At 50.0% G+C, this 23194-nt stretch carries 13 protein-coding genes; 3 read left to right on the top strand and 10 right to left on the bottom strand.

Annotated features, from left to right (window positions below; all coding sequences use genetic code 11):
- The first annotated feature begins 36 nt into the window (after positions 1 to 36).
- From G9409_RS08565 to G9409_RS08555, 3 genes are all read left to right on the top strand, one after another.
- The gene (locus tag G9409_RS08565; protein WP_407926795.1) at positions 37 to 4272 is read left to right on the top strand and encodes a beta strand repeat-containing protein; all 4236 of its coding nucleotides are present in this window, start codon (positions 37 to 39) and stop codon (positions 4270 to 4272) included.
- A 638-nt stretch (positions 4273 to 4910) separates the two neighbouring features.
- Positions 4911 to 10391 (top strand): VCBS domain-containing protein, encoded by a 5481-nt coding sequence (locus G9409_RS08560; RefSeq protein ID WP_328700126.1) that lies wholly within the window; start codon positions 4911 to 4913, stop codon positions 10389 to 10391.
- Between the two features lie 224 nt (positions 10392 to 10615).
- Entirely contained in the window at positions 10616 to 10873 is a 258-nt protein-coding gene (locus tag G9409_RS08555; protein ID WP_006366859.1) for a cold-shock protein, read from the top strand.
- A 12-nt stretch (positions 10874 to 10885) separates the two neighbouring features.
- Here the strand turns inward: G9409_RS08555 and radC are convergent, their stop codons facing one another.
- The 10 genes from radC to ilvD all read right to left on the bottom strand — a co-directional run bounded on the left by radC (position 10886) and on the right by ilvD (position 22909).
- On the bottom strand, positions 10886 to 11557 hold the full coding sequence (gene radC / locus G9409_RS08550) for a RadC family protein (RefSeq protein ID WP_166808376.1): 672 nt from the start codon (positions 11555 to 11557) through the stop codon (positions 10886 to 10888).
- Positions 11558 to 11752: 195 nt separating this feature from the next.
- Entirely contained in the window at positions 11753 to 13366 is a 1614-nt protein-coding gene (cimA, locus tag G9409_RS08545; protein WP_166808375.1) for a citramalate synthase, read from the bottom strand.
- Positions 13367 to 13369: 3 nt separating this feature from the next.
- The gene (locus G9409_RS08540) at positions 13370 to 13936 is read right to left on the bottom strand and encodes a LeuD/DmdB family oxidoreductase small subunit (RefSeq protein ID WP_166808374.1); all 567 of its coding nucleotides are present in this window, start codon (positions 13934 to 13936) and stop codon (positions 13370 to 13372) included.
- 46 nt (positions 13937 to 13982) lie between these two features.
- A complete protein-coding gene (locus G9409_RS08535) occupies positions 13983 to 15278 on the bottom strand; it encodes a 3-isopropylmalate dehydratase large subunit (RefSeq protein WP_166808373.1) in 1296 nt (431 codons plus the stop codon).
- Positions 15279 to 15284: 6 nt separating this feature from the next.
- Positions 15285 to 16853 carry a 2-isopropylmalate synthase gene (locus tag G9409_RS08530; protein ID WP_166808372.1) on the bottom strand — a complete coding sequence of 523 codons (1569 nt, stop codon included), beginning with the start codon at positions 16851 to 16853 and terminating at the stop codon, positions 15285 to 15287.
- A gap of 25 nt (positions 16854 to 16878) precedes the next feature.
- Positions 16879 to 17937 (bottom strand): 3-isopropylmalate dehydrogenase, encoded by a 1059-nt coding sequence (leuB, locus tag G9409_RS08525; protein WP_166808371.1) that lies wholly within the window; start codon positions 17935 to 17937, stop codon positions 16879 to 16881.
- A gap of 17 nt (positions 17938 to 17954) precedes the next feature.
- Positions 17955 to 18947, bottom strand: a complete 993-nt coding sequence (ilvC, locus tag G9409_RS08520) for a ketol-acid reductoisomerase (protein ID WP_166808370.1) — start codon at positions 18945 to 18947, stop codon at positions 17955 to 17957.
- A 41-nt stretch (positions 18948 to 18988) separates the two neighbouring features.
- Positions 18989 to 19465 (bottom strand): acetolactate synthase small subunit, encoded by a 477-nt coding sequence (ilvN, locus tag G9409_RS08515; RefSeq protein WP_006366850.1) that lies wholly within the window; start codon positions 19463 to 19465, stop codon positions 18989 to 18991.
- Between the two features lie 8 nt (positions 19466 to 19473).
- Positions 19474 to 21195, bottom strand: a complete 1722-nt coding sequence (ilvB, locus tag G9409_RS08510) for a biosynthetic-type acetolactate synthase large subunit (RefSeq protein ID WP_166808369.1) — start codon at positions 21193 to 21195, stop codon at positions 19474 to 19476.
- 7 nt (positions 21196 to 21202) lie between these two features.
- Positions 21203 to 22909 carry a dihydroxy-acid dehydratase gene (ilvD, locus tag G9409_RS08505; RefSeq protein ID WP_166808368.1) on the bottom strand — a complete coding sequence of 569 codons (1707 nt, stop codon included), beginning with the start codon at positions 22907 to 22909 and terminating at the stop codon, positions 21203 to 21205.
- Between the last annotated feature and the right edge of the window lie 285 nt (positions 22910 to 23194).

Genomic DNA, 23194 nt, shown 5'->3' with positions numbered 1-23194 from the left:
AACAGTGCGTTTAATGAGCTGAATGTCGGAACGAGCGTGACGGAAAGCTTCACGGTAACGACGGTAGACGGCACGTCGGAAGTGGTAACGGTAACGATAACCGGCACGAACGACGCGGCAGTCATAAGCGGCACGAGCAGTGCGAGCGTATCGGAGACGAATGCGGCGATAACGGCGACGGGCACGTTGAGTGCGACGGACGTCGATAGCTCCTCGGCCTTTGTAGCGCAGACGGCAGTAGCGGGAACGAACGGCACGTTCAGCATAGGGACGACAGGCGAGTGGACGTACACGGCGAACAGTGCGTTTAATGAGCTGAATGTCGGAACGAGCGTGACGGAAAGCTTCACGGTAACGACGGTAGACGGCACGTCGGAAGTGGTAACGGTAACGATAACCGGCACGAACGACGCGGCAGTCATAAATGGACAGAGTTCAGCTTTTCTGACCGAGACGAATGCTGCACAGAGCGCCACGGGCCAGTTGACATCGACCGATGTCGACGGAACGGCTAATCTGTTCATATCGCAGAGTGGTGTAGCCAGAACATATGGTACGTTCAGCATTACCACGGATGGTGCCTGGAATTATACTATGAACGGGGCGCATGATGAGTTCGTGGCTGGTCAGACGTATACAGACAGCTTTACGGTAGAGGCTGCTGACCATACATCAAAAGTGGTAACGGTAACGTTAACCGGTGTGAATGATGCGGCGGTGATAAGCGGCACGAGCAGTGCGAGCCTGACGGAAAGTGATGTCGTGTTGAGTGCGACAGGTACGTTGACGTCAACGGATATCGACGGTACGGCGAATCTGTTTACGGCGCAGAGTGGTGTTTCCAGAACATATGGTATGTTCAGCATAGGCACAAATGGCGTATGGACGTACACTGCGAACAGTGAGCATAACGAGTTTATAGCTGGACAGAGCTATACGGACAGCATCATGGTAGCGACAGCTGATGGCACGACGCAGTTGGTGACGGTGACGATAACGGGCACGAATGATGCAGCGGTTATCGACGGTATTAGTACCGGTTACCTTACGGAGACAAATGCTATCCAGAGTGTTACGGGCTTGTTGAATTCTGCTGATGTTGATGGCACGGATAATCTGTTCATATCGCAGAGTGGTGTCGCCAGAACATATGGTACGTTCAGTATCGGTACAGATGGAGCCTGGAGCTATGCGATGGGCAGTGCACACAACGAGTTTGTATCTGGCCAAACGTATACAGACAGCTTTACCGTTGAAACTGCTGATCATACATCAACAGTGGTGACGGTAATAATATCAGGCTCGAACGATAATGCGTCGATAGCGGGTACGAGCACGGGTTCGGTGACGGAAGATGTTTCGGTCACTCCGCAAAACACACTGGTTGCAAGTGGTTTACTCACAGTCAGCGATCCTGATACCGGTGAGTCAGTCTTTACTGCACGTCCCAGCGTTTCCGGACTTTATGGTACATTCACCCTGACCTCCGATGGAAACTGGACCTACACGGCATTGAATGCGAATACTACGATTCAGGCGCTTGCCTATGGTGCCTCTCTGGTCGACAGCTTTACGGCAGTAAGCGGTGACGGCACGGCAAGCCAGGTGGTGACGGTGACAATAAACGGCACCTATGACCCGGCTTACACCCAGGGAGTTGATACATCGCTGGTATCGGAAACGAATTCTCCGATAACCACGGGCGGTACGATGAACCCTGTCATTGTGGATGGTTCATCGGCTTTTATCGCCAGAAATGGTGTAACCGGAACTTACGGCACCTTCAGTATCAATACGAATGGAGAATGGACATATACAGCAAGCAATGCACACAATGAGTTCATAGCAGGTCAGAATTATACGGATAGCTTTAGTGTTCTGACTACAGCCAGCACGGCAGCAGTAGTAATGGTGACAATAGAAGGTACAAACGATGCGGCGGTCATAACCGGCGACTTCAGTTCCAGTGTAGCCGAGACGGATGCGGCAATAACAACAGACGGTACGTTGACGGTAAACGACGTAGATAATTCAAATGATGTGATCGTCCCTTCGGAGCCGCTGTTCAGCGCATACGGCACGTTCAGCATAACAGCACAGGGCGTTTGGAGTTATACAGCTAATGATGCGTTTGATTACCTTGGTGCAGGCTCTTCACTGGTTGACAGTTTTTCGATAGGGACCGTTGATGGTACCTCAGCTGTTGTGACAATAACGATAACGGGAACGAACGATACTGCGACGATAGGCGGAACGAGTACAGGTACGGTGACGGAAGATGTTTCGGTCACAGGCGGTATGCTGAATGCGAGCGGATCACTTACGCTCAATGATCCTGATTCCGGTCAGTCTCTCTTCAGGATACCGGAAAATACGGGTACCTATGGTGTGTTTACGCTCAGCAATTCAGGAGCGTGGACCTACTCGGTCAATAATTCATCTGTTCAGTCTCTCGGAGCTTCTTCAACATTGACCGATAGCTTTACGGCAGTAAGCAGTGACGGCACGGCAAGCAAGGTTGTGACGGTTACTATCCAGGGTAGAAATGATGCGGCTATACTGCCCGCTCCAACTGTTTCGCGTGATGAGACGGATTTACCTCTTGTCATTAGTGAATCGATCACCATTAATGATCCGGATACAGGGGAGTCGACCTTTGTTACGCAATCGGATACAGCAGGCAGTCATGGCAAATTCAGTATAACGGAAGCCGGTGTATGGACATATACCGCAAACAGTGCGTTTAATGAGCTGAATTCTGGAGAGTCATATACCGACATCTTTACGGTAACAAGTGCCGACCATACAACGACCACCGTCACGATCATTATTAACGGTACAGACGAATCAGGGCTTGTGGATGTGACTGCAGCGTTAACGCAGGCGGGTGAAGCATTGAGTACGAGCGGTCAGTTAGGTGGCGGCGGTACTTTTATTACTATGACCCAGCAGTCAGGTAGTTATGGCACGTTCAGTGTTGATATGAATGGAGCATGGAGCTATGATATGAACAGTGCGCACAGAGAGTTTGTTGACGGATCGATATACTGTGAGAGTTTCATTGTTACAACGACACTAAACGCGAGTTCGACTGTGACGATCAATATAACGGGCATCAATGATGCTCCGGAAATCACTGGCGAGATTGAGGTGAACGTTCATGAAACAGATAGTACCATTACAAAAACCGGTCTGCTGTATGTGAATGATTATGATGGTACCGCAGTCTTTGGGGAGCAGACAGATGTTGCAGGCGTGAATGGATATGGCATATTCAGCATTGCCACTGACGGACACTGGACCTTCACGACCAACGATGCGAACAACCTTCTGAATATCGGAGATGTTGTTTATGACTATCTCTTGTTGTCAGCCGTAGATAATCTCGATCTAGCGGCAACTGATGTGTGGCTGAAGGTTGCGATTCATGGCACATACGAGTCCATTGTTGATACATACAATGTTAACTCCCTGACCGGTACAGATAATGCGGACGCCCTTAACGGGGGCTGGGGCAATGACTCCTTGACCGGCGGCTTGGGCAATGATGCTTTTGTCTTTGATACCCCACCCGACATCGTCAACAATGTCGATACGATCACAGATTTCAATCCTGCTGATGATAAGCTCTATCTATCGCTCTCTGTTTATGCTACATTGACCCTTGGTGAATTGAGTGCTGATGCATTTTATATTGGATCCGCAGCCCAGGAACTATCCCATCGGATCATCTACGATGATACCACTGGTGACCTGTTCTACGATGCCGATGGCAGTGATTCGGGGGCAGCAGAGAAGATTGCAACATTAACCGGTGCCCCTCTAATTGACAATACCAATTTTATGGCTTATGGGTTAGTTGTCGGTGATTCGAGTGATAATACTTTTACGGGCACCAACTTTGACGACACCATCAGCGGCGGACCCGGTAATGACACATTGACCGGTGGCTTGGGCAGTGATGTTTTCATCTTTGATGCCACACCTGACCCAATCAACAATGTTGATACGATCACAGATTTCACTCATTGGGAGGACAAAATTAATCTGTCGGGATTCGTTTTTGACGCATTGACCTCTTCCGGAGAGTTGAGTGCTGCTGAATTTTATACTGGAAGCGCAGCCCATGATAGTGACGACAGGATCATCTACGATGTTACCGCGGGTGACCTGTTCTATGATGCCGATGGCAATGGATCGGGCGACGCAGTAAAGATTGCGTATCTATCCGGTTTGCCGACCATTGATAATACAGACTTTATTGTGATATGACGGGATTTACTGCTACTTGACTGAGATGGTATGCTGAAGAGAGGCAGGCCAATTCAGGTTATAAGTCATTATGAAGCAGCGGTCAGGAGTCCAAACGGTACGAGATGCTTTTGTATCAATAGGGGGCTTTGATGAATCAGAGTGACGCTTGTCGGTAAACTGTTAACACACTGTTAACATATAAAGCCTTATTATCTTCTTAGAGAGCGTCAATCAGGTTCAGGTTTTGAAAACAGCAATCTGTGCATGAGTTGAGCAGGCGGTTCTGATCACTGTTTTTGAGATTACCGGAATTAGTCGTACAACGTTTTCGGTTTCAGTACGATTACCGGCGAATTTTTTTGCCCTATTATGCGGTGTATTTATGGTGTTTTTATTGATTTTTTTTATGTGTTCCTGTTTTTGGATAGTTGTTTTCGATGAAAAATGATGATGTAAAGATGGTTATACCCGGGCTTTTTTCAAGGCAGGATGCCGCAGGAAGTATTGATGAGCGCTTGATGGATTCATGATGACAACAGGCTATTTGAACAGCATTTGTTCTCTTACCGTTATGGTAGGCAGGGATTTTTTAAAGCAGTAAAGATCGAATTACGCTACAAGTTCATTTTTCAGAGAGCCCAAAGCAATACATCATCATGGACAAAACGCTTTTATCCGGTACAACGCAACCTGGCAACGTGAACATGAGCAATGTTGCAGAGCGGAGCCATTCAACTAATGTATGGCATCATAATTATACTAGCTCAGATGGTCTCAGTCATGGCAGGTATGACCATGCAGGCATCTTCGGGATTAGCCGGGCGATTATTGAGGAGACGAACGTTTCGTTATCGACCAGAGGCACGTTGATAATAAATAACAAGGAGAGCTCCTTGTCATTTATCGAACAGACGGCTACTGTCGGACGTACGGGTACGTTCACTATCGGCACGAACGGCGAGTGGACGTTCACGGCGAACAGCGCGTTTAATGAGCTGAATGTCGGAGAGTCGATAACAGAACGCTTTTGTGTAACGATGAGAGATGGTACAACGCAGGTTGTAAGGGTGAGGATAACCGGCACCAATGATGCGGCGATCATAACGGGAACGAGTAGTAAGACTCTGTCGGAGACGGATGCCGCAATAACGACAGGCGGTACGTTGATTTCCGCGGACGTAGACAATATATCAGCATTTACAGCGCAGAGCGGAGTCATCGGCACCAACGGAACGTTCAGTATCGGGACGAACGGTGTCTGGAGTTACACGGCAAACAGTGCGTTTGACTCTCTGAATGTCGGAGACTCGGTAATAGAAAATTTTACAGTTTCAACGGTAGACGGTACAACACATATTGTTACGGTGACGATAAATGGTGCCAATGATGCTGCGGTTATACGTGGTGATATCAGTGCCACTATAGTCGAGACAGATGTGCCAGTCACGGTCACGGGTCAACTTGCTGTTGCCGATATAGATAATCAGGCTCTCTTTGTGGTTCAGACCGATACCGGGGGTATCTATGGCAGATTCAGTGTTGATGATTCCGGATTCTGGAGCTACATAGCCAACAGTGCATTTGATGAACTCAACACTGGAGAGGTCCTCACCGAAAACTTCATTGTTTCAGCAGTTGACGGGACAACTGAAGTTGTGACCGTTACGATAACCGGTACGAACGAAATTCTGCCGGACGGTGGTTCAGTTGCTGAAAGTGTACCGGTATTGTCATCATCAGGCACAAAGAGTGCTGCAATCATAACCGGCGACATCAATGCAAGTGTGTTGGAGTCGAATACCTTTATTACAGCTACGGGCAATCTTTCGGTTGCCTCCAACCCTCTCCCTTTTGTTGCAGAGAGCGGCAGGGTTGGGAGTACGGGGATATTCAGTATCGGAGCGGACGGGTTGTGGAACTTTACTGCAAACAGTGTTTTTGACGGACTGAATGTTGGCGAAACCGTAAAAGAGTCCTTTACGGTTTCGACCGTGGACGGTATGACGGAAGTGGTGACGGTGACCATAACCGGCACTAATGATGCTGCAGTCATCTCGGGCGACTTCAGCGCAAATGTGTTGGAGTCGAATGCTCTGATAACAGCAACGGGGAGGCTTTCGGCGGTCGATATCGACAACCCGGCCATATTTTCAGCACAGAGCGGCATTACGGGCATGTACGGCGTATTCGATATGGGTAGTGACGGAGCATGGAGCTACAGGGCCGGCAGTGCATTTGACAGCCTGAATATTGGTGATACCGTCACAGAGAGCTTTACGGTATCGACGGTAGATGGTACGTCAGAGCTGGTGACGGTTACGATAGCCGGCACGAACGATGCAGCGGTAATAACCGGTGACTCAAGTGCAAGTTTCGTCGAGACGAATGCGGCCATAACGGTTATGGGCAGATTACTGGTTAATGATGTTGATAACCCGGCCGCATTTGTCGCGCAAAGTGAAAGCAAGGGGCGGACAGGAACATTCAGTATCGGAACGGATGGCATCTGGAGTTACACAGCTAACAGTGCGTTCGATGGACTGAATGCCGGGGGCAAGGTAAAGGATTTCTTTTCAGTATTCACTTCGGATGGTACATCGCAGGTTGTGTCGGTTACGATAACGGGAGCGAACGATGCAGCGATAATAACGGGAGATTTGAGCTCTACGGTATTTGAGACGAATGCCGCAGTTTCGATCACCGGCAGATTGAGAGCAATGGACGTGGACAACCCTTCGATCTTTGTAGCGCAAAATGGTGTCATGGGGTTGACGGGTGCATTCAGTATCGGGATGGACGGGGTGTGGCACTACAGGGCAAACAGTGCCTTCGACAGCCTGAACGTCGGTGAAACGGTAACGGAAAGCTTCTCGGTATCGACTGTAGACGGTACATCGGAGTTTGTGAAGGTGACCATAGAGGGAACCGATGATGCCTCTGTCGTGACGGGTGATTTCAGTGCCAGTGTCGCTGAAACGGATGCGGCAATCACCACTATGGGCCAGCTCACGGTGACCGATATAGATAGCTCGTTTGCTTTTGTTGCACAGAGCAGCACTACGGGAAATCTGGGCGTCTTCAGTATCGGAATTGACGGAGCCTGGGATTTCAGGGCAGGCAGTACCTTTGATAACCTGAATGTCGGTGATACACTCACCGAAAGTTTTGCGGTATCGACTATTGACGGTACAAGTGATCTGGTAACGGTGACGATAACGGGCACGAATGACGCAGCCGTGATAACGGGGAGTTTGCGTACCAGTGCGGATGAGGGTGATGCGGCGATAATGGCGACGGGCACGTTGAGTGCGACGGACGTTGATAGCTCATCGGCCTTTGTGGCGCAGACGGATGTAGCGGGAACGAACGGCACGTTCAGCATCGGGACCGATGGAGTATGGATTTACAGTGCAAACAGTGCGTTTGATGGTCTGAATGTTGGCAGCAGCGTGACGGAAAGCTTCACGGTAACGACGGTAGACGGCACGTCGGAAGTGGTAACGGTAACGATAAACGGCACGAATGATGCAGCGGTCATAAGCGGTGATTTCAGTGCCAGTGTAGCCGAGACAAATGATATCGTTACGGCAACGGGTCATCTTACGGTGACCGATGTAGATAATCCTGCTCTCTTTGTTATTCAAACTGACAATGCAGGTGTCAATGGCAGATTCAGTATTGATGGTGACGGATTTTGGAGTTATTCCTCCAGCAGTGCGTTCGACTACCTGAATGAAGGAGATTCGCTCGTTGAGAGTTTTTCGGTTGAGAGTGCAGACGGGACGTCACAGATTGTGATGCTGGCGATAATGGGTACGAATGATGCGGCGGTCATAAGTGGCGACTTTAGTGCCAGTGTAGCCGAGACCAATGTGCCGATCACAGCAACAGGCCATCTTACGGTTACTGATGTAGATAATCCGGCTCTCTTTGTTGTTCAAACCAATACAGGAGGCCTCAATGGCAGTTTCAGCATCGATGATGCCGGACTGTGGAGTTATGCAGCCAACAGTGCCTTCGACTATTTGAATGCGGGTGATACACTTGTAGAAAGTTTTACGGTATCGACAGTAGACGGAACAACGGAGATCGTAACGGTAACGATAACGGGCACAAATGATGCCTTGACCACGAGCCAGATTGTTACGCAACTTACCACGTCCTGGGGTAGCGGACTTACCGGTTATACCTTTACCTGGCCAGCTGATTTATCCTCAATTTCCTATGCAATCAATGAGGGGACACCGACCAATGTTGCCGGTTTTACCCCTTCAGAAGGAGGTTCCAGTCTGGTTCAGATGTCAGCGCTCCAGGTTGCAACCGCCAGGCTCTCTTTTCAGCTGCTTGATGACATCATGGCCAAATCATCGGGAGCTGACCATCGGCTGGTTCAAATTGCAGACCCATCAGCCAATATTACGCTGAACTATTCGAGTAACACCGGGGGGGGGACCTATACCATAAGTTTTGGTACCGTGGATACGGTAACCCAAAACTTTTCCATAACCGCAGAACAGATCTGGTTAAGCTCTGCCTGGAGCTCCAATAGTGATATCGGTATGAGTCTGGGCAGTTATGGCTTGTTTACCATGATCCATGAGATAGGACATGCTCTTGGTCTCTCTCATCCCGGCGTATACGATGCAGGAAATGGAGGGACTATTACCTATCAGAATAACGCGGCATTCGCGGAGGATAATCGTAAATATACGGTTATGTCCTATTTCGGGGGATATTTGCCAGGGTATGGCTGGTATCCGGATGGCACCTATTCCTCCTTTATATTTCCCCAGACTCCGATGCTCTACGATATTGCTGCCATTCAGGCGCTGCATGGTGCAGATACGGTAACCCGAGCCGGGGACACCGTATATGGATTCAACTGCAATCTTGCTTTAACTGATTCCGAAAGAGCGATTTATGATTTTACCTCCAATACCGCACCGATTTTTACCATCTGGGATGCTGGCGGAATGGATACCATTGATTGCTCCGGCTTTACAACACAGCAGATTATCAATCTGAATCCAGGTACCTACTCTTCTTTAAGCGGTATGACTGAGAATGTTGCCATCGCTTTTGACTGCACGATTGAAAGAGCGGTTGGAGGTTCCGGTAACGATGTGCTTATCGGCAGTGCAGCACTGAATTATCTGAATGGCGGAAATGGTTCGGATATCTATATCGTTAATAGGGCAGGAGATCATTTTGCCGCAGAAATTGCCGATACCGGAGCCACGGGTTCCGATGAAGTCCGCTTTGCCTCAACAATTGAACATGATACTCTGACCCTCTTTGCCGGGGAAACCGGTATAGAGCGTGTTGTGATCGGTACTGGAATTGGCATTACCGGAGTGACAACCGGGACTACATCCCTGAATGTTGATGCATCAGCAGTTTTGAATCCGCTTGTTATTACCGGAAATGCCGGAGCCAATATATTGACCGGTACCGCCTATAACGACGTTCTTTATGGAGGAAAAGGGAATGATATTCTCAATGGCGGAAATGGCTCGGATATCTATCACATCTTCTCTTCTGACGAACATACTTCTGCCGAATTTTCCGATACTGGAACAACAGGCAATGATGATGTGAGGTTTGGCTCAACTACAGCAAATGATACCCTGACTCTCTATGCAGGAGACCGGGGTATTGAACGCGTGACAGCTACCGGGACAACGGCACTGAATATTGATGCATCCGGAGTGTTGAACGGCCTTCTCATTACCGGAAATGCAGGAAGCAATACCTTGAACGGGACCGCCTATAGCGATACCTATACTGGTGGATCGGGTGCAGATACCTTTGTCTTTGATTCTCACCAGCAGGCACCAATCAATAGTGACACCATTCTTGATTTCCAGTCGGGCTCAGATGTGCTGGCATTCAGCAAAGGAAGCTATTCCTCGATAACAAGCTCTGAAGGCGGCTTGCTCAGCTCTGCAGAATTTTGGTCAGAAGCCGGAGCAACGGTTGGTCATGACAGTGACGACAGAATCGTTTACGATGCAACAACCGGCAAACTCTATTACGATTCAGATGGAAACGGGAGTGCTAATGCACTGCTTGTTGCCCTTATCGGCACAACAGCACATCCATCACTGCTCTATACGGATATTTCGATTGTTTTATGAGCAGAATTTGGAGGCGAAAAGTCTGTTTTCAAGGTATTGTTTTTGTGGTTTATGTGAAATTCGTTTGTTTATATGAATAGATTGACGTAATATGATGGTGTTATCTAAAGGTTTTATATGGCTTGATTGAGGGTTTTGTGTATATTGCTTTGTAATTCAAAGTGATAGGCGGACGAAAAAACGGTATGGATTTTTCCTCATAATGATAAATCACACTATTTATCATGGCAATCAGTAAGGTGAAATGGTTTGACGGCAAAAAGGGCTATGGCTTTATTTTGAATCCGGATGGCGGTGAGGATATTTTCGTTCATTTTTCTGCCATTCTTTCAGAGCAGAGTTTCAAGGTGCTGAACCAGGATGCCGAAGTGGATTTCGAGCTTGATACAACCCAGAAAGGATTGCAGGCAAAGAATGTTCGCGATATTTCCGGCATCAGTCAGTCTGAGGAGCAGCATCCGCAGATTCAGTCATATGGCTAACGTGCTCCTGTTTTATGCAAGCAGGGAGTTCTCCCTGAAGCTGAACCAGCCTGTATTGCCAATGATGATGTGATCAAGGAGATCGATCTGGATGAGTGCGCTCGCCTCTTTGAGAAGAGAGGTGACCTGCCGGTCTGCATTGCTTGGTTCAACATCTCCTGACGGGTGGTTATGTACTAAAATGATAGCATGGGCACTCTCTCTTATAGCGGCTTTAAATACCTCTCTGGGGTGGATAAGTGATGCGTTCAATGTCCCGACTGAGACAAGCTCACTTTTGATGATCTGGTTTTTGGTGTTCAAGTGCAGAACAAAGAGGTGCTCTTTTTTCTCGTCAGGAATCCTCCCTGTCATATACTCAAATACATCCCTTGCCGCCTGAATCTTTTTGTTCTGATTGCGACTGTAATGCAGCCGTTTGTTCAACTCAAAGATTGCTACAATCTGCATCGCCTTTGCCTGTCCGATTCCCTTTGTTTTCTGCAACTCACTGATTGTTACATCGCAAAGCTTTTCGAGTCCTACACGGGCTATGAGCTCATTGCAGGTGTCTACAATGTTATGATTTTTTGTGCCTGATCGCAGGATAATCGCCAGAAGTTCAGCGGGGCTGAGTGACGCCGGTCCGGTGGTGAGAAAACGCTCCCGGGGCCTATTCTCCGGGTCCAGATCGTGGATGCGCATAGTTGACTATAGTAATAGTAATCTGTTTTGGTGTAGAGTTGTAAAATAAGAGTAATATTTTAAGGTACAGAAAATGAGTAAGACGCAAAAACAGATTTGTGTCAATACTGTTGTTGATTTGTTGGCGGGATGAGAAGGTTTATCGTTCAGGGAATTTCAGCAGTACCCTGGCAGTGCTGCTGAAATTCATTTCGTTCAGGTCTGAGGTAAAGGGGATTCAGCTGCGGGGAGAGCAGCTTTAACGGTGAAGAGGTGGTAGTTCATACTGTCCTGAAGAGCCAGAAGGCTTGCTTCGATGATGTTGGTTGAAACGCCGACTGTGCCCCAGGTGTTCCGGCCATTACTGCTTTCAATCAGCACTCTCACTTTGGCGCTGGTGCCCCGTTTCTCTTCAAGCACACGGACCTTGTAGTCGATCAGCTTGATGGCTTTTATTTCAGGATAAAAATGGATCAGTGCCTTGCGAAGAGCTTTGTCAAGTGCGTTCACCGGACCGTCTCCGTCAGCGGCAATATGCTCGATCTCACCGCCAACCATCACCTTGAGAACGGCCTGATCGACATTTTTGGCACCCTTTCCGGATTCAATATGCACCTTGGTTTCAACTACCTCAAAGAACGGTTTAAAGCTGCCAAGCTCTTTCTGAAGGATCAGTTCGAACGAGGCTTCAGCTCCGTCAAACTGGTACCCTTTGTGTTCGAGCTCCTTGACATGGTTGACAATGTTCTTGATAACATCACTTTTTTCGGGAATAGCAATCCCGAGCTCCTGGGCCTTGTAGCGGATGTTGCTCTGACCGGCAAGTTCCGAAACCAGAACCCTCTGGCGGTTGCCAACAAGAGCAGGGTCGATATGCTCGTAGAGCGAACTCTCTTTCATGACGGCGCTGACGTGTATGCCCCCCTTATGTGCAAAGGCTGATTTCCCAACAAAGGGGGCTCTTGTGTTAGAAGGCATATTGAGAATCTCGTAGACAAACTTGGAGAGCTGTGTCAGCTTGCCGAGATTGTTTACGGAGGTGCTGTTCCCCTCAAGTTTCAGCATGATATTCGGAATGATGCTGATGAGATTGGCATTGCCGCACCGCTCACCGATGCCGTTTATGGTACCCTGAACATGGGTTGCTCCTGCCTGGAGAGCGGCGATGGTGTTTGCTACGGCGAGATCTCCGTCATTGTGGCTATGGATCCCGACAGGGATACCGGTAACCTGCAGCACGTGTCGGACGATTTCGGTCACTTCATGCGGCAGTGAGCCGCCATTGGTGTCGCAGAGTACAATTCTCGATGCTCCACCCTGAACCGCCGAGAGCAGCATCTTGAGTGCGAAATCCTGATTGTTCTTGTAGCCGTCAAAGAAATGTTCAGCATCAAAAAACACTTCACGTCCTTCACCCTTGAGGAAAGCAACCGAACGAAAGATCAACTCGGCATTCTCCTCGTCTGAAATTCCGAGACTTTTTTCGGAGTGGGCCTGCCAGGTTTTGCCGAATATGGTGATGACAGGGGTCTCTGACTGGAGGAGGCCGAGGAGATTGGGGTCAGTGTCAACACTTTTTGCAAAACGGGCGGTCGAACCAAAAGAGCAGAGCTTTGCGTGTTTGAGCTCCAGCTTGCGGGCTTTGAGGAAAAACTCTTCATCCTTGGGATTACTGCTTGGCCATCCGCCCTCTATGTAATCCATCCCGAACTCATCGAGCTTCTCGGCAATAAGCAGCTTGTCCTGAACTGAAAGATTGATATGCTCACCCTGCGTTCCGTCGCGCAGGGTGGTGTCGTAAAGTTCTATTTTTCTTGATTGCACACTCATAAATCAGCTTTGCGCCATTAAATTTTCCTGACGGGCATAAGCGAAAATCCCGCCAGCCTCTATGATGCTGAAGACATCGCCGAGAGGATTGAGCTTATAGGTGACGTTGCGGCTCAGGTTTTCGATGGTGTTGGCTTTAACATCGATTTTCAGCTCATCACCGGTCTTGATAACCTGGTTGAGCAGTTCAGCCGTCTCATAGGGGATAACAAAACCGCCGTCTACACAGTTGCGATAAAAAATCCGTGCGTAGGATTCCGCAATAATGGCTTTCGCACCGGCAACTTTCAGCGCGAAAGGAGCATGCTCCCTGGACGAACCGCAGCCGAAGTTCGGGCCTGCAATGATAATGGTGTAGTCGGAGCTGAACTCTCCTTCACGGATGAAGGGGATGTTGCCTTCAGGCAGTCCGCCCTGCTCGGGAGGAACGCCCGACAAGGCATATTTGCCGTAAAGCTTTACCTCTTCGGGGTCGGAGAGGCTGTAGACCAGGTGTTCGGCCGGAATAATCTGGTCGGTATCAATATTTTTGCCCAGTACATAGGCTTTGCCCTGAATGATGGTCTCCATAGTGGTAGTTGTTTCCTTACAAGTTCATAGTTGTCAGTTCTGCCGCTCAGAGAAAATCTCTCGGATCGGTGAGTTTGCCTGTAACTGCTGATGCCGCCGCTGTGAGCGGGGAGGCAAGGTAGACTCCGGCGTGCTTGCTGCCCATGCGTCCGGGGAAGTTGCGGTTGGTGGTTGATACCACAAGGTCGTTATCAACCGAACGGCCGACCGTATCGGAAGGACCACCGAGGCATGCTGCGCATGAAGGGAGGGCAATGCTGCACCCTGCATCCTCAAAAATCTGCTTCAGGCTCACACCTTCATAGTGCTCAGTTTCAAGCGCTCTGGCAACCAGAACCGTTGCAGGTACTATGTTGGTGGTAACCGATACTTTTTTCCCCTTCAGGATCTTTGCCGCCATCACAAAATCGGTCAATTTTCCGCCGGTGCAGGATCCAATGTAGGACTTGGTTATTTTCGTTCCCTGGACACTTCTGACAGTGGCGCGGTTATCGGGGCTGTGCGGCTGGGCAACAACCGGCTCAAGTTCACGGACATTGTAGTGATACTTGCTGTGATATTTGGCATCAGGATCGCTCCGGAAAATCTCGTAGGGCTTCTGGCTTCTTGCCCTGACATAGCTCTCGGCGACACTGTCGGCAGCAATGATGCCGTTCATGCCTCCGGCTTCAATTGCCATATTGGTGAGGGTCATTCTCTCCTCCATCGGAAGTGAAAAAATTGCCTCTCCGTCGAACTCCATTGCCTTGTAGGTAGCTCCATCGGTAGTGATATCGCCGAGAATCTGCAAAATCAGGTCTTTTGCCGTGAGATATTCGGGCATCACTCCATCAAAGGTGAACTTGATGGATTCAGGGACCTTTTCCCAGAGTTTGCCGGTGCCGAGAATGAATGCGGCATCAGTGTTGCCGATACCGGTACCGAACATGCCGAATGCGCCAGAGGTACAGGTGTGCGAATCAGTTCCGAAGAGTACGGTACCGGGAATATTGAATCCCTCCTCAGCCAGGGCGACATGGCAGACGCCCTTGTAGCGATCGGAGCCGACATCATAGTAGTGGGGAAGATGCTGCTCGGCGGCAAACTGGCGCAACAGATCGATGTTGCGATGGGCATGCTCGTTGGCTGTGAAAATATAGTGGTCGGGCAGCACGACAACTTTTTGCGGATCCCACACTTTGGCGTCCGGTCCGAACTCCTGCTTGAAAATATCAAAAGTCGGAGGGCCGCAGACATCATGGGTAAGCAGGATGTCGACATTCAGCCATACGCTCTCTCCCGCATCGACAAATTTGCGGTTGGCTGCCCTCGAAAGGATCTTCTGGGTTATGGTTTGTTGCATGGTTTCTTAAACCCCGTTATCTATGGTTTCTGATGAGTTGTTTTCAAAATGATGCTGGCGAAGGCCGAGAGCCTGGAGGTAGGCTTTGGCACTGGCTTCAATAATATCGGTCGAAACCCCTCTTCCGTTAAAGGATATAGTACGGTCCCTGATGCGTACCAGTGCTTCGCCGAGAGCCTGGCGGCCGGCGGTTGTTGAACGGACCGAGTAGGAGGTAACCATCGATTCCAGACCAAGCGCCCGCTCAATGGCCCTGAAACAGGCATCAACCGGGCCATCACCGGTTGCCGACTCTTCATACACCTGTTCGTTGTGTTTTATTCGGACTGTTGCCGTCGGAATCGAAGCGGTACCGCTGTTGATATGCATGTAGTCGAGTTCAAAAGCGCTTCCGGGTCTGGTCAGTTCATCGCCCATCAGCACTCGGAGATCGTCATCGTAGACCTCTTTCTTTTTGTCGGCAATATCAACGAAGCGCCGGTAAACAGCTTCAAGCTCGGCATCCTGCAGTTTGTAGCCGAGAGCAAGAAGACGGGACTGCAATCCATGCTTTCCGGAGTGGCGACCAAGCACAATGCTTGTCCGGGGTACACCTACCGATTCGGGTGTCATCACCTCATAGGTCTCACGGTTTTTAAGCATACCGTCCTGATGAATGCCGGACTCGTGAGAGAATGCGTTATCGCCCACAATCGCCTTGTTGGGCTGGATAATAATACCCGTAAAGGTGGATACCATACGGCTCGTGTTGTAGAGCTCTTCGGTGACGACTCCGGTGCAGAAGTTATGCAGGTCACTGCGGACTTTAAGGGCCATCACAATCTCCTCAAGTGAGGCATTTCCGGCACGCTCTCCAATGCCGTTCATGGAACACTCCACCTGGCGAGCCCCATGCTGAATGGCGCTGAGGGTGTTGGCTACAGCAAGACCAAGGTCGTTATGGCAGTGGACACTGATGACTGCATCTCCGATGTTGGGTACACTCTTTCGGAGACGCTCGATTTTCTCTCCGAACTCTGAAGGCCAGGTGTAGCCGGTTGTATCGGGAATATTGACCGTTGTGGCACCGGCCGAAATAACCGCTTCAATTATCTCTGCCAGATAGCCGGGATCGGTACGACCGGCATCTTCAGCGGAAAACTCAATATCTTTGGTAAAGGTTTTTGCAAAGGCGACAGCATCAGCCGCCATTTTGAGAATGGTTTTGCGCTTCTCCTGCAGGGTAAGTCCGTAGCGCTCGCTGCCGAATTTTCCGGAAATATGAATATCGGACGTGCCGATGAAGGTGTGTATGCGAGGCTTGCGCGCCTGCTGCAGGGCCTTCCATGCAGCAGTTATGTCGCCTTCAACCGCTCTTGCAAGGGCAGCCACAATCTTGCCCGACTCTGCTCCGACACGCTGTACTGCATCAAGCTGCAGGGGAGATGAGGCAGGAAAACCGGCCTCTATGACGTCGACGCCGAGTTTTTCAAGCTGCCGGGCAATCTCCACCTTCTCCTGCACATTCAACGATGCGCCGGGTGATTGCTCCCCGTCGCGCAGTGTTGTGTCAAATACCAGAATCTTCTCTTTCACCGAATTCTCTCCGCCTATAGGTTGTTCAGGCGCCAAGATGGCGGACAATTGCCTCTGTCATCTCTGTTGTCGAGACTGTTTTCTCTCCGGGAGCCGAAATATCAGCCGTCCGCAGTCCCGCTGCAAGCGTTGCCTCAATAGCCGCTTCAATCTCGCGGGCAATTTCCGGTCGGTTAAGGCTGTGTTCAAACATCATGGCAACGGAAGCAATGGTGGCAATCGGGTTCGCAATGTTACGACCTGCAATATCGGGAGCGCTGCCGTGAATCGGCTCATAGAGGGCATAGGTTTTGCCGATGCTTGCCGAAGGGAGCATGCCGAGGCTTCCGGTAATCATGCCCGCGATGTCGCTCAGAATGTCGCCGAAGAGGTTGCTGGTGACAATAACATCAAACTGTTTCGGGTTACGAACAATCTGCATGGCTGCATTATCGACATACATATCGCTCAATTCAACGTCAGCGTACTCCTTGTGGATTTCATGCACCACATTTCTCCAGAACTGGGAAACTTCAAGTACGTTGGCCTTGTCGATGGAGATCACTTTTCCCTTGCGTTTCCGGGCAGCTTCAAAGGCGAGCCGGGCAATACGCTCCACTTCATAGCGCTCGTAGACCATGGTGTTCCAGCCCCGGTTCTCATCGAATCCGCGAGGCTGACCGAAATAGATGCCGCCGGTAAGCTCTCTGAAGACAAGAAAATCTGTCCCCTGAACCACTTCAGCCTTGAGCGATGATGCGTCAAGCAGTGCATCGTAGACTTTTGCCGGTCTGAGGTTTGCAAACAGCTCAAGCTCCTTGCGGATTTTAAGCAGAGCGGCTTCCGGTTTGTGTTCGTGCAGAAGTTTTTCCCATTTAGGGCCGCCGACTGCGCCAAGCAGTACCGCATCACACTTTTTGCATGCCTCAAGCGTTGCATTTGTAAGCATCTCGCCATGCAGGTCATAGGATGCTCCGCCGAACGGATGCTCTTCTATCACTACTTCAAAACCATGTTTTTTCGAGAGCTGCTTCAAGACTGAAACAGCTCCTGCAACGACTTCCGGGCCGATACCATCACCCGGTATGGATACGATCTTGTACATTCTTCTGTCGGATTCTGTTATTTTTTAATCAGCCAGCTCATCATGTCGCGCAGTTTGGCACCGACCTTCTCGATCGAATGGCCGCTGTTTTCCGCTCTGAGCTTGTTGAGGTTCTTGTAGCCACCGTTGCACTCGTCAATAAACTCTTTGGCGAAACGGCCGTCCTGTACCTCTTCCAGAATCTTTTTCATCTCAGCCTTGACCGCAGGGGTGATAAGGCGCGGTCCGCGGGTCATGCCGCCGTACTCAGCCGTATCGCTAACGGAGTAGTTCATTCTCGACAGGCCACCTTCATAATAGAGATCAACAATCAGTTTCAGCTCGTGCATGCACTCGAAGTAGGCGAGCTCTTCCGGGTAGCCTGCTTCAACAAGCGTCTCAAATCCAGCCTTGATCAGCTCGGCCGAACCGCCGCAGAGTACTGCCTGCTCACCGAAAAGATCAGTCTCTGTTTCATTCTTGATGGAGGTTTCAATAACACCGGCTTTGGTGCCGCCAAGAGCTTTTGCCCAGGCAAGTGCCTGCTGTTTTGCCTCACCGGTATAGTCCTGATGAACGGCGATAAGACAGGGAACACCGTTACCCTGGGTAAAAGTGCGGCGAACAAGATGGCCGGGGCTTTTCGGTGCAATCATGATGACGTTAACCGTCTTTTCCGGAACAATCTGCTTGTAATGAATATTGAATCCATGAGCAAAAGCAAGGGTATTGCCCGGAACGAGGTTTGGAGCAATTTCACTATCGTAGATTGCTTTCTGGGTCTGATCGGGAAGCAGTACCATGACAATGTCTGCCCATTTAACCGCTTCAGCCACGGTATTGACCTGCAGGCCGGCTTCGCGTGCTTTTGCTGCCGATGAGCTGTCGCTGCGAAGGCCGACGCAGACGTTCAGACCGCTCTCCTTGAGGTTCAGGGCATGAGCATGGCCCTGGCTGCCGTAACCGAGAATTGCAATATTTTTTCCCTGCAGATAACCGAGATCGGCATCCTGGTCATAATAAACGTTCATCTCTTAAATAGTTTTGATTGATAATTACAGTAAAAATGGTTTCACTCTCCCCGCTGGATCGCAACAGCCCCGGAACGGGCAAGTTCCCTGATGCCGTACGGCCTGAAGATATCAATAGTTGTGTTGATCTTGTCGGGAGTGCCGATGACCTCAATAGTAATTGATTTTTGTTTTATATCCACGACTTTTCCCTTAAAAACATTGATCAGCTCAAAAATCTCATGCTGCACGCTTTTGCTGAGTTTCAGGGTCATCAGAAGCAGCTCCCGTTCAACATGAGGCTGCTTTGTCAGATCGGTAACCTTGATCGTATCAATCAACCGGTTGAGCTGTTTGACTACCTGGCTGATGATCTGATCGTCACCCCGTGTCACAATGGTCATGCGTGAGATTTCGCTGTCCTCGGTCTCTCCGATGGATATGCTTTCAAGGTTGAAGCCGCGTGCGCTGAACATGGCGGCAACCCTGTTGAGGGTGCCGAACTTGTTTTCAACCAGTACAGAAATGAGATGTTTCATAGTCCGATTCAAACCATTGTTTTTGGATTTAACCTTGCCAGGAGCATATCTGAAATGGAGCCGCCTGCAGGGACCATAGGGAAGACCATATCTTTTTTGACAACCCTGAACTCAACAAGTACCGGCCCGTCATTCCATGCAAGGGCTTCACTGACTGCGGCTTTGGCTGCAGCAGGGGTTTCGGCAAGGAGGGCTTTGCAACCGAATGCCTCGGCAACCTTAACAAAGTCGGGGTTGCTGTCGCCAAGATCGGTAAATGAGTATTTCTCCTTGTGGAAAAGCTCCTGCCACTGGCGCACCATTCCGAGGTAGCTGTTGTTGATCAGGAAAATTTTGACCGGAAGTTTATGGTAAACAGCCGTGACAAGCTCCTGTACATTCATCATGAATCCTCCGTCTCCGCAGAAGAGAACAACCGGTCGATCCTTGATGCCGAAAGCTGCACCGATGGCTGCCGGCAGGCCGTAACCCATGGTGCCGAGTCCTCCGCTGGTGATAATGGATCGCGGATTGATGAATTTGAAATACTGCGATGTCCACATCTGATGCTGGCCTACATCGGTAACAACAACCGCATTGCCGGCGGTCTGTTTTGAGACCTCTTCAATAACAAATTCGGTTCTGAGTGTCTTCTCATCGTAACTGTAGCTCAACGGGCAGCTCTCCCTCCATGAGTTGATCTGCTCAAGCCAGGGTTCGCGGCTCGCCGACTTTTCCGGCATAACCTCACGCAGTGAAGCGAGAAAGTGTCTGGCATCGCCGACAATCGGCAGATCAACCTTGACATTTTTATCGACATTGGTAGGATCAATGTCATTGTGAATCTTGTAAGCCTGGGGCGCGAACGTTTCGATTTTACCGGTTACCCGGTCATCAAAGCGGGCACCGACGGCAATCAGAAGATCGCAGTTATTGACGGCCTGATTGGCCCAGTAGGTTCCGTGCATGCCGAGCATTCCCATACTGAGCGGATGGCTGGCCGGAAATGCGCCCAATCCCTGCAGGGTCATGGTGACCGGTATGTTCTGTTCTATAGCGAAAGCCCGAAGCTCTTCCGATGCTTCTGCGCTGATCACTCCGCCTCCGATATAGAGCAGAGGACGTTTTGCCTGCGCGATTTTCTGTGCAGCCTTCTCAACCTGGTTCAAGTGACAGATGAGTGTTGGCTTGAAGCCCCGGATATCAACGGTTTCAGGCCAGTGAAACGGGCATGAGGCATTCAGTACATCTTTCGGCATATCGATAAGAACCGGACCAGGTCTGCCGGTAGTGGCAAGGAAAAATGCCTTGCGGATGGTCAGGGCAAGCTCCCTGACATCCTTGACAAGGAAGTTGTGTTTCGTTATCGAACGGGTAATGCCGACAATATCGGCCTCCTGAAAGGCATCGTTGCCGATCAGTGAGCTTGGGACCTGCCCGGTAAAGACCACCATCGGAGATGAGTCCATATAGGCATTGGCAATACCGGTAACGGTGTTTGTTGCGCCGGGCCCGGAAGTGACAAGTACAACACCCGGTTTGCCGGTAGCACGGGCATAACCCTCAGCCATGTGGGTCGCACCCTGTTCATGGCGGACAAGGATGTGCTCTATATCTTTAACATCATGGAGCGTTTCATAGACTTTCAGCAGCGATCCGCCGGGATAACCGAAAATATATTCAACGTGTTCGCGCCGCAGACATTCAAAAAATATCTCTGAACCATTAAGTGTTTGGTCTGAAGAGTGCATAGCTCGATTATTTTGATTCACAAGGTTCACAGGATCCCGGGTTTTTCAGTATGGCGCCGGTATTGGCTGATGTGACCATCTGGGAGTACCGTGCCAGATACCCTTTTTTTATTTTCGGTTCAAACGGCTTGAGTTTTGCAAGCCGTTCTTTGATGACGTCATCGGTCAGCTCCATCGAGATAGTTCTTTCGGGAATATTGATGGTGATCAGGTCACCGTTTTTCAGGGCGGCAATAGGCCCTTTTTCAGCCGCTTCAGGCGATACGTGACCGATGCAGGCTCCCCGTGATCCACCGGAGAATCGCCCATCGGTAATGAGTGCCACCGACTCTCCGAGTCCGCGTCCCATGATGGCGCTGGTAGGGGAGAGCATCTCCGGCATTCCAGGGCCTCCTTTTGGCCCCTCATAGCGGATAACAACGACATCGCCCGGTTTGATATCGTCTCCCATAATACCTTTGATCGCATCATCCTGAGAGTCATAGACCTTTGCCGGACCGGTATGTTTCAGCATGGCCGGGCTCACCGCTCCGGTTTTCACCACAGCACCCTGCGGGGCAAGATTGCCGTATAGTACTGCCAGACCGCCGGTTGCGGAGTAGGGATCCTGAACACTTCTTATTACTTTTCTATCCTTTACTTCCGAGTGAGCAATATTTTCTCCCAGAGTTTTTCCTGTTACCGTCAACGCCGAGAGGTCAAGAAGCCCATCAATCCGGCTCAGCTCATGCAGAATTGCCGATACACCACCGGCCCGGTCGACATCCTCGATATGGACCTCCATGGTAGCCGGGCTGACTTTGCAGATATAGGGCGTTTTTGCCGAAAGGGTGTTCAGCTCCGAAAAGTCGAAATCAAGTTCAGCTTCATTGGCAATCGCAAGGGTGTGCAGAATGGTGTTGGTGCTCCCTCCCATTGCAAAATCAAGGGCAAATGCGTTTAAAAGCGCACTTCTTGTAAGAATATCCCTTGGTCTGACATTCCGGTTTACCAGATCAATAATACGGCGCGATGCCTCTTTAACCAGTTCATTGCGCCGTGGATCAACAGCAAGTATGGTGCCGTTACCGGGCAGGGCAAAACCGAGCGCTTCGCTCAGGCAGTTCATTGAGTTTGCCGTGAACATTCCGGAACAGGAGCCGCATCCGGGGCACGCGCTCTCCTCTATGGTCTCCAGTTCACCTTCACTGATTTTGCCGCTGCTGAACTGGCCGACAGCTTCAAAAACCGAAATCAGGTCAACAGTTTTTCCTGAAGGAGTATGGCCGGCTTTCATTGGTCCGCCGGAAACAAAGATCACGGGAATGTTGATGCGCAGAGCGGCCATCATCATGCCGGGGGTGATCTTGTCACAGTTCGGAATGCAGACAAGCCCGTCCAGACGGTGAGCTTCGGCAACAGTTTCTACACAGTCGGCGATGAGTTCACGGCTTGCAAGAGAGTAGCGCATACCGATATGGCCCATGGCAATGCCATCGCAAACGCCGATGGTATTGAACTCAAAAGGGACGCCGCCGGCTTTTCGTACCTCATCCTTTGCAATTCTGCCCAGCTCCTGAAGGTGTGCATGACCGGGAATCAGTTCATTAAAGGAGTTACAGATTCCTATGAATGGTTTTTTAAAGTCACTGTTTGACTGTATTGAGCCAGTGGCTTTCAAAAGGCTGCGGTGCGGTGCTTTTTCAAATCCGCTCTTTATCGTATCAGATCTCATGGCAGGGAAAGATTGTTTTTCGCCAATTATAAAAAAATCTCCTGGACTGCCGTTCCCGAAGCCACTGAAAGTAAAAGGTCTGAAAAGAGAGTGATGGACTTGGGACCGGTTGCTGGTTTAGAGCACAACAGTGCTCACCTGCGGAATCACCACAGGGTTCACTATTTCGATCCTGGAATTGAAGGAGTTCAGCAAAATCGCGACCATACTACCGCCAACAGCGTTATTTCCGGAGGCCGGTTTTTCGTATCCGTTGCTTGTGCGGAATAGATGTCGATTACATGC

Source organism: Candidatus Chlorobium masyuteum, assembly GCF_011601315.1.
In the GTDB taxonomy this organism is placed as follows: domain Bacteria; phylum Bacteroidota; class Chlorobiia; order Chlorobiales; family Chlorobiaceae; genus Chlorobium; species Chlorobium masyuteum.
Note: the sequence above shows the minus strand (reverse complement) of the source record. Positions and strands in the feature narration are given on the sequence as shown.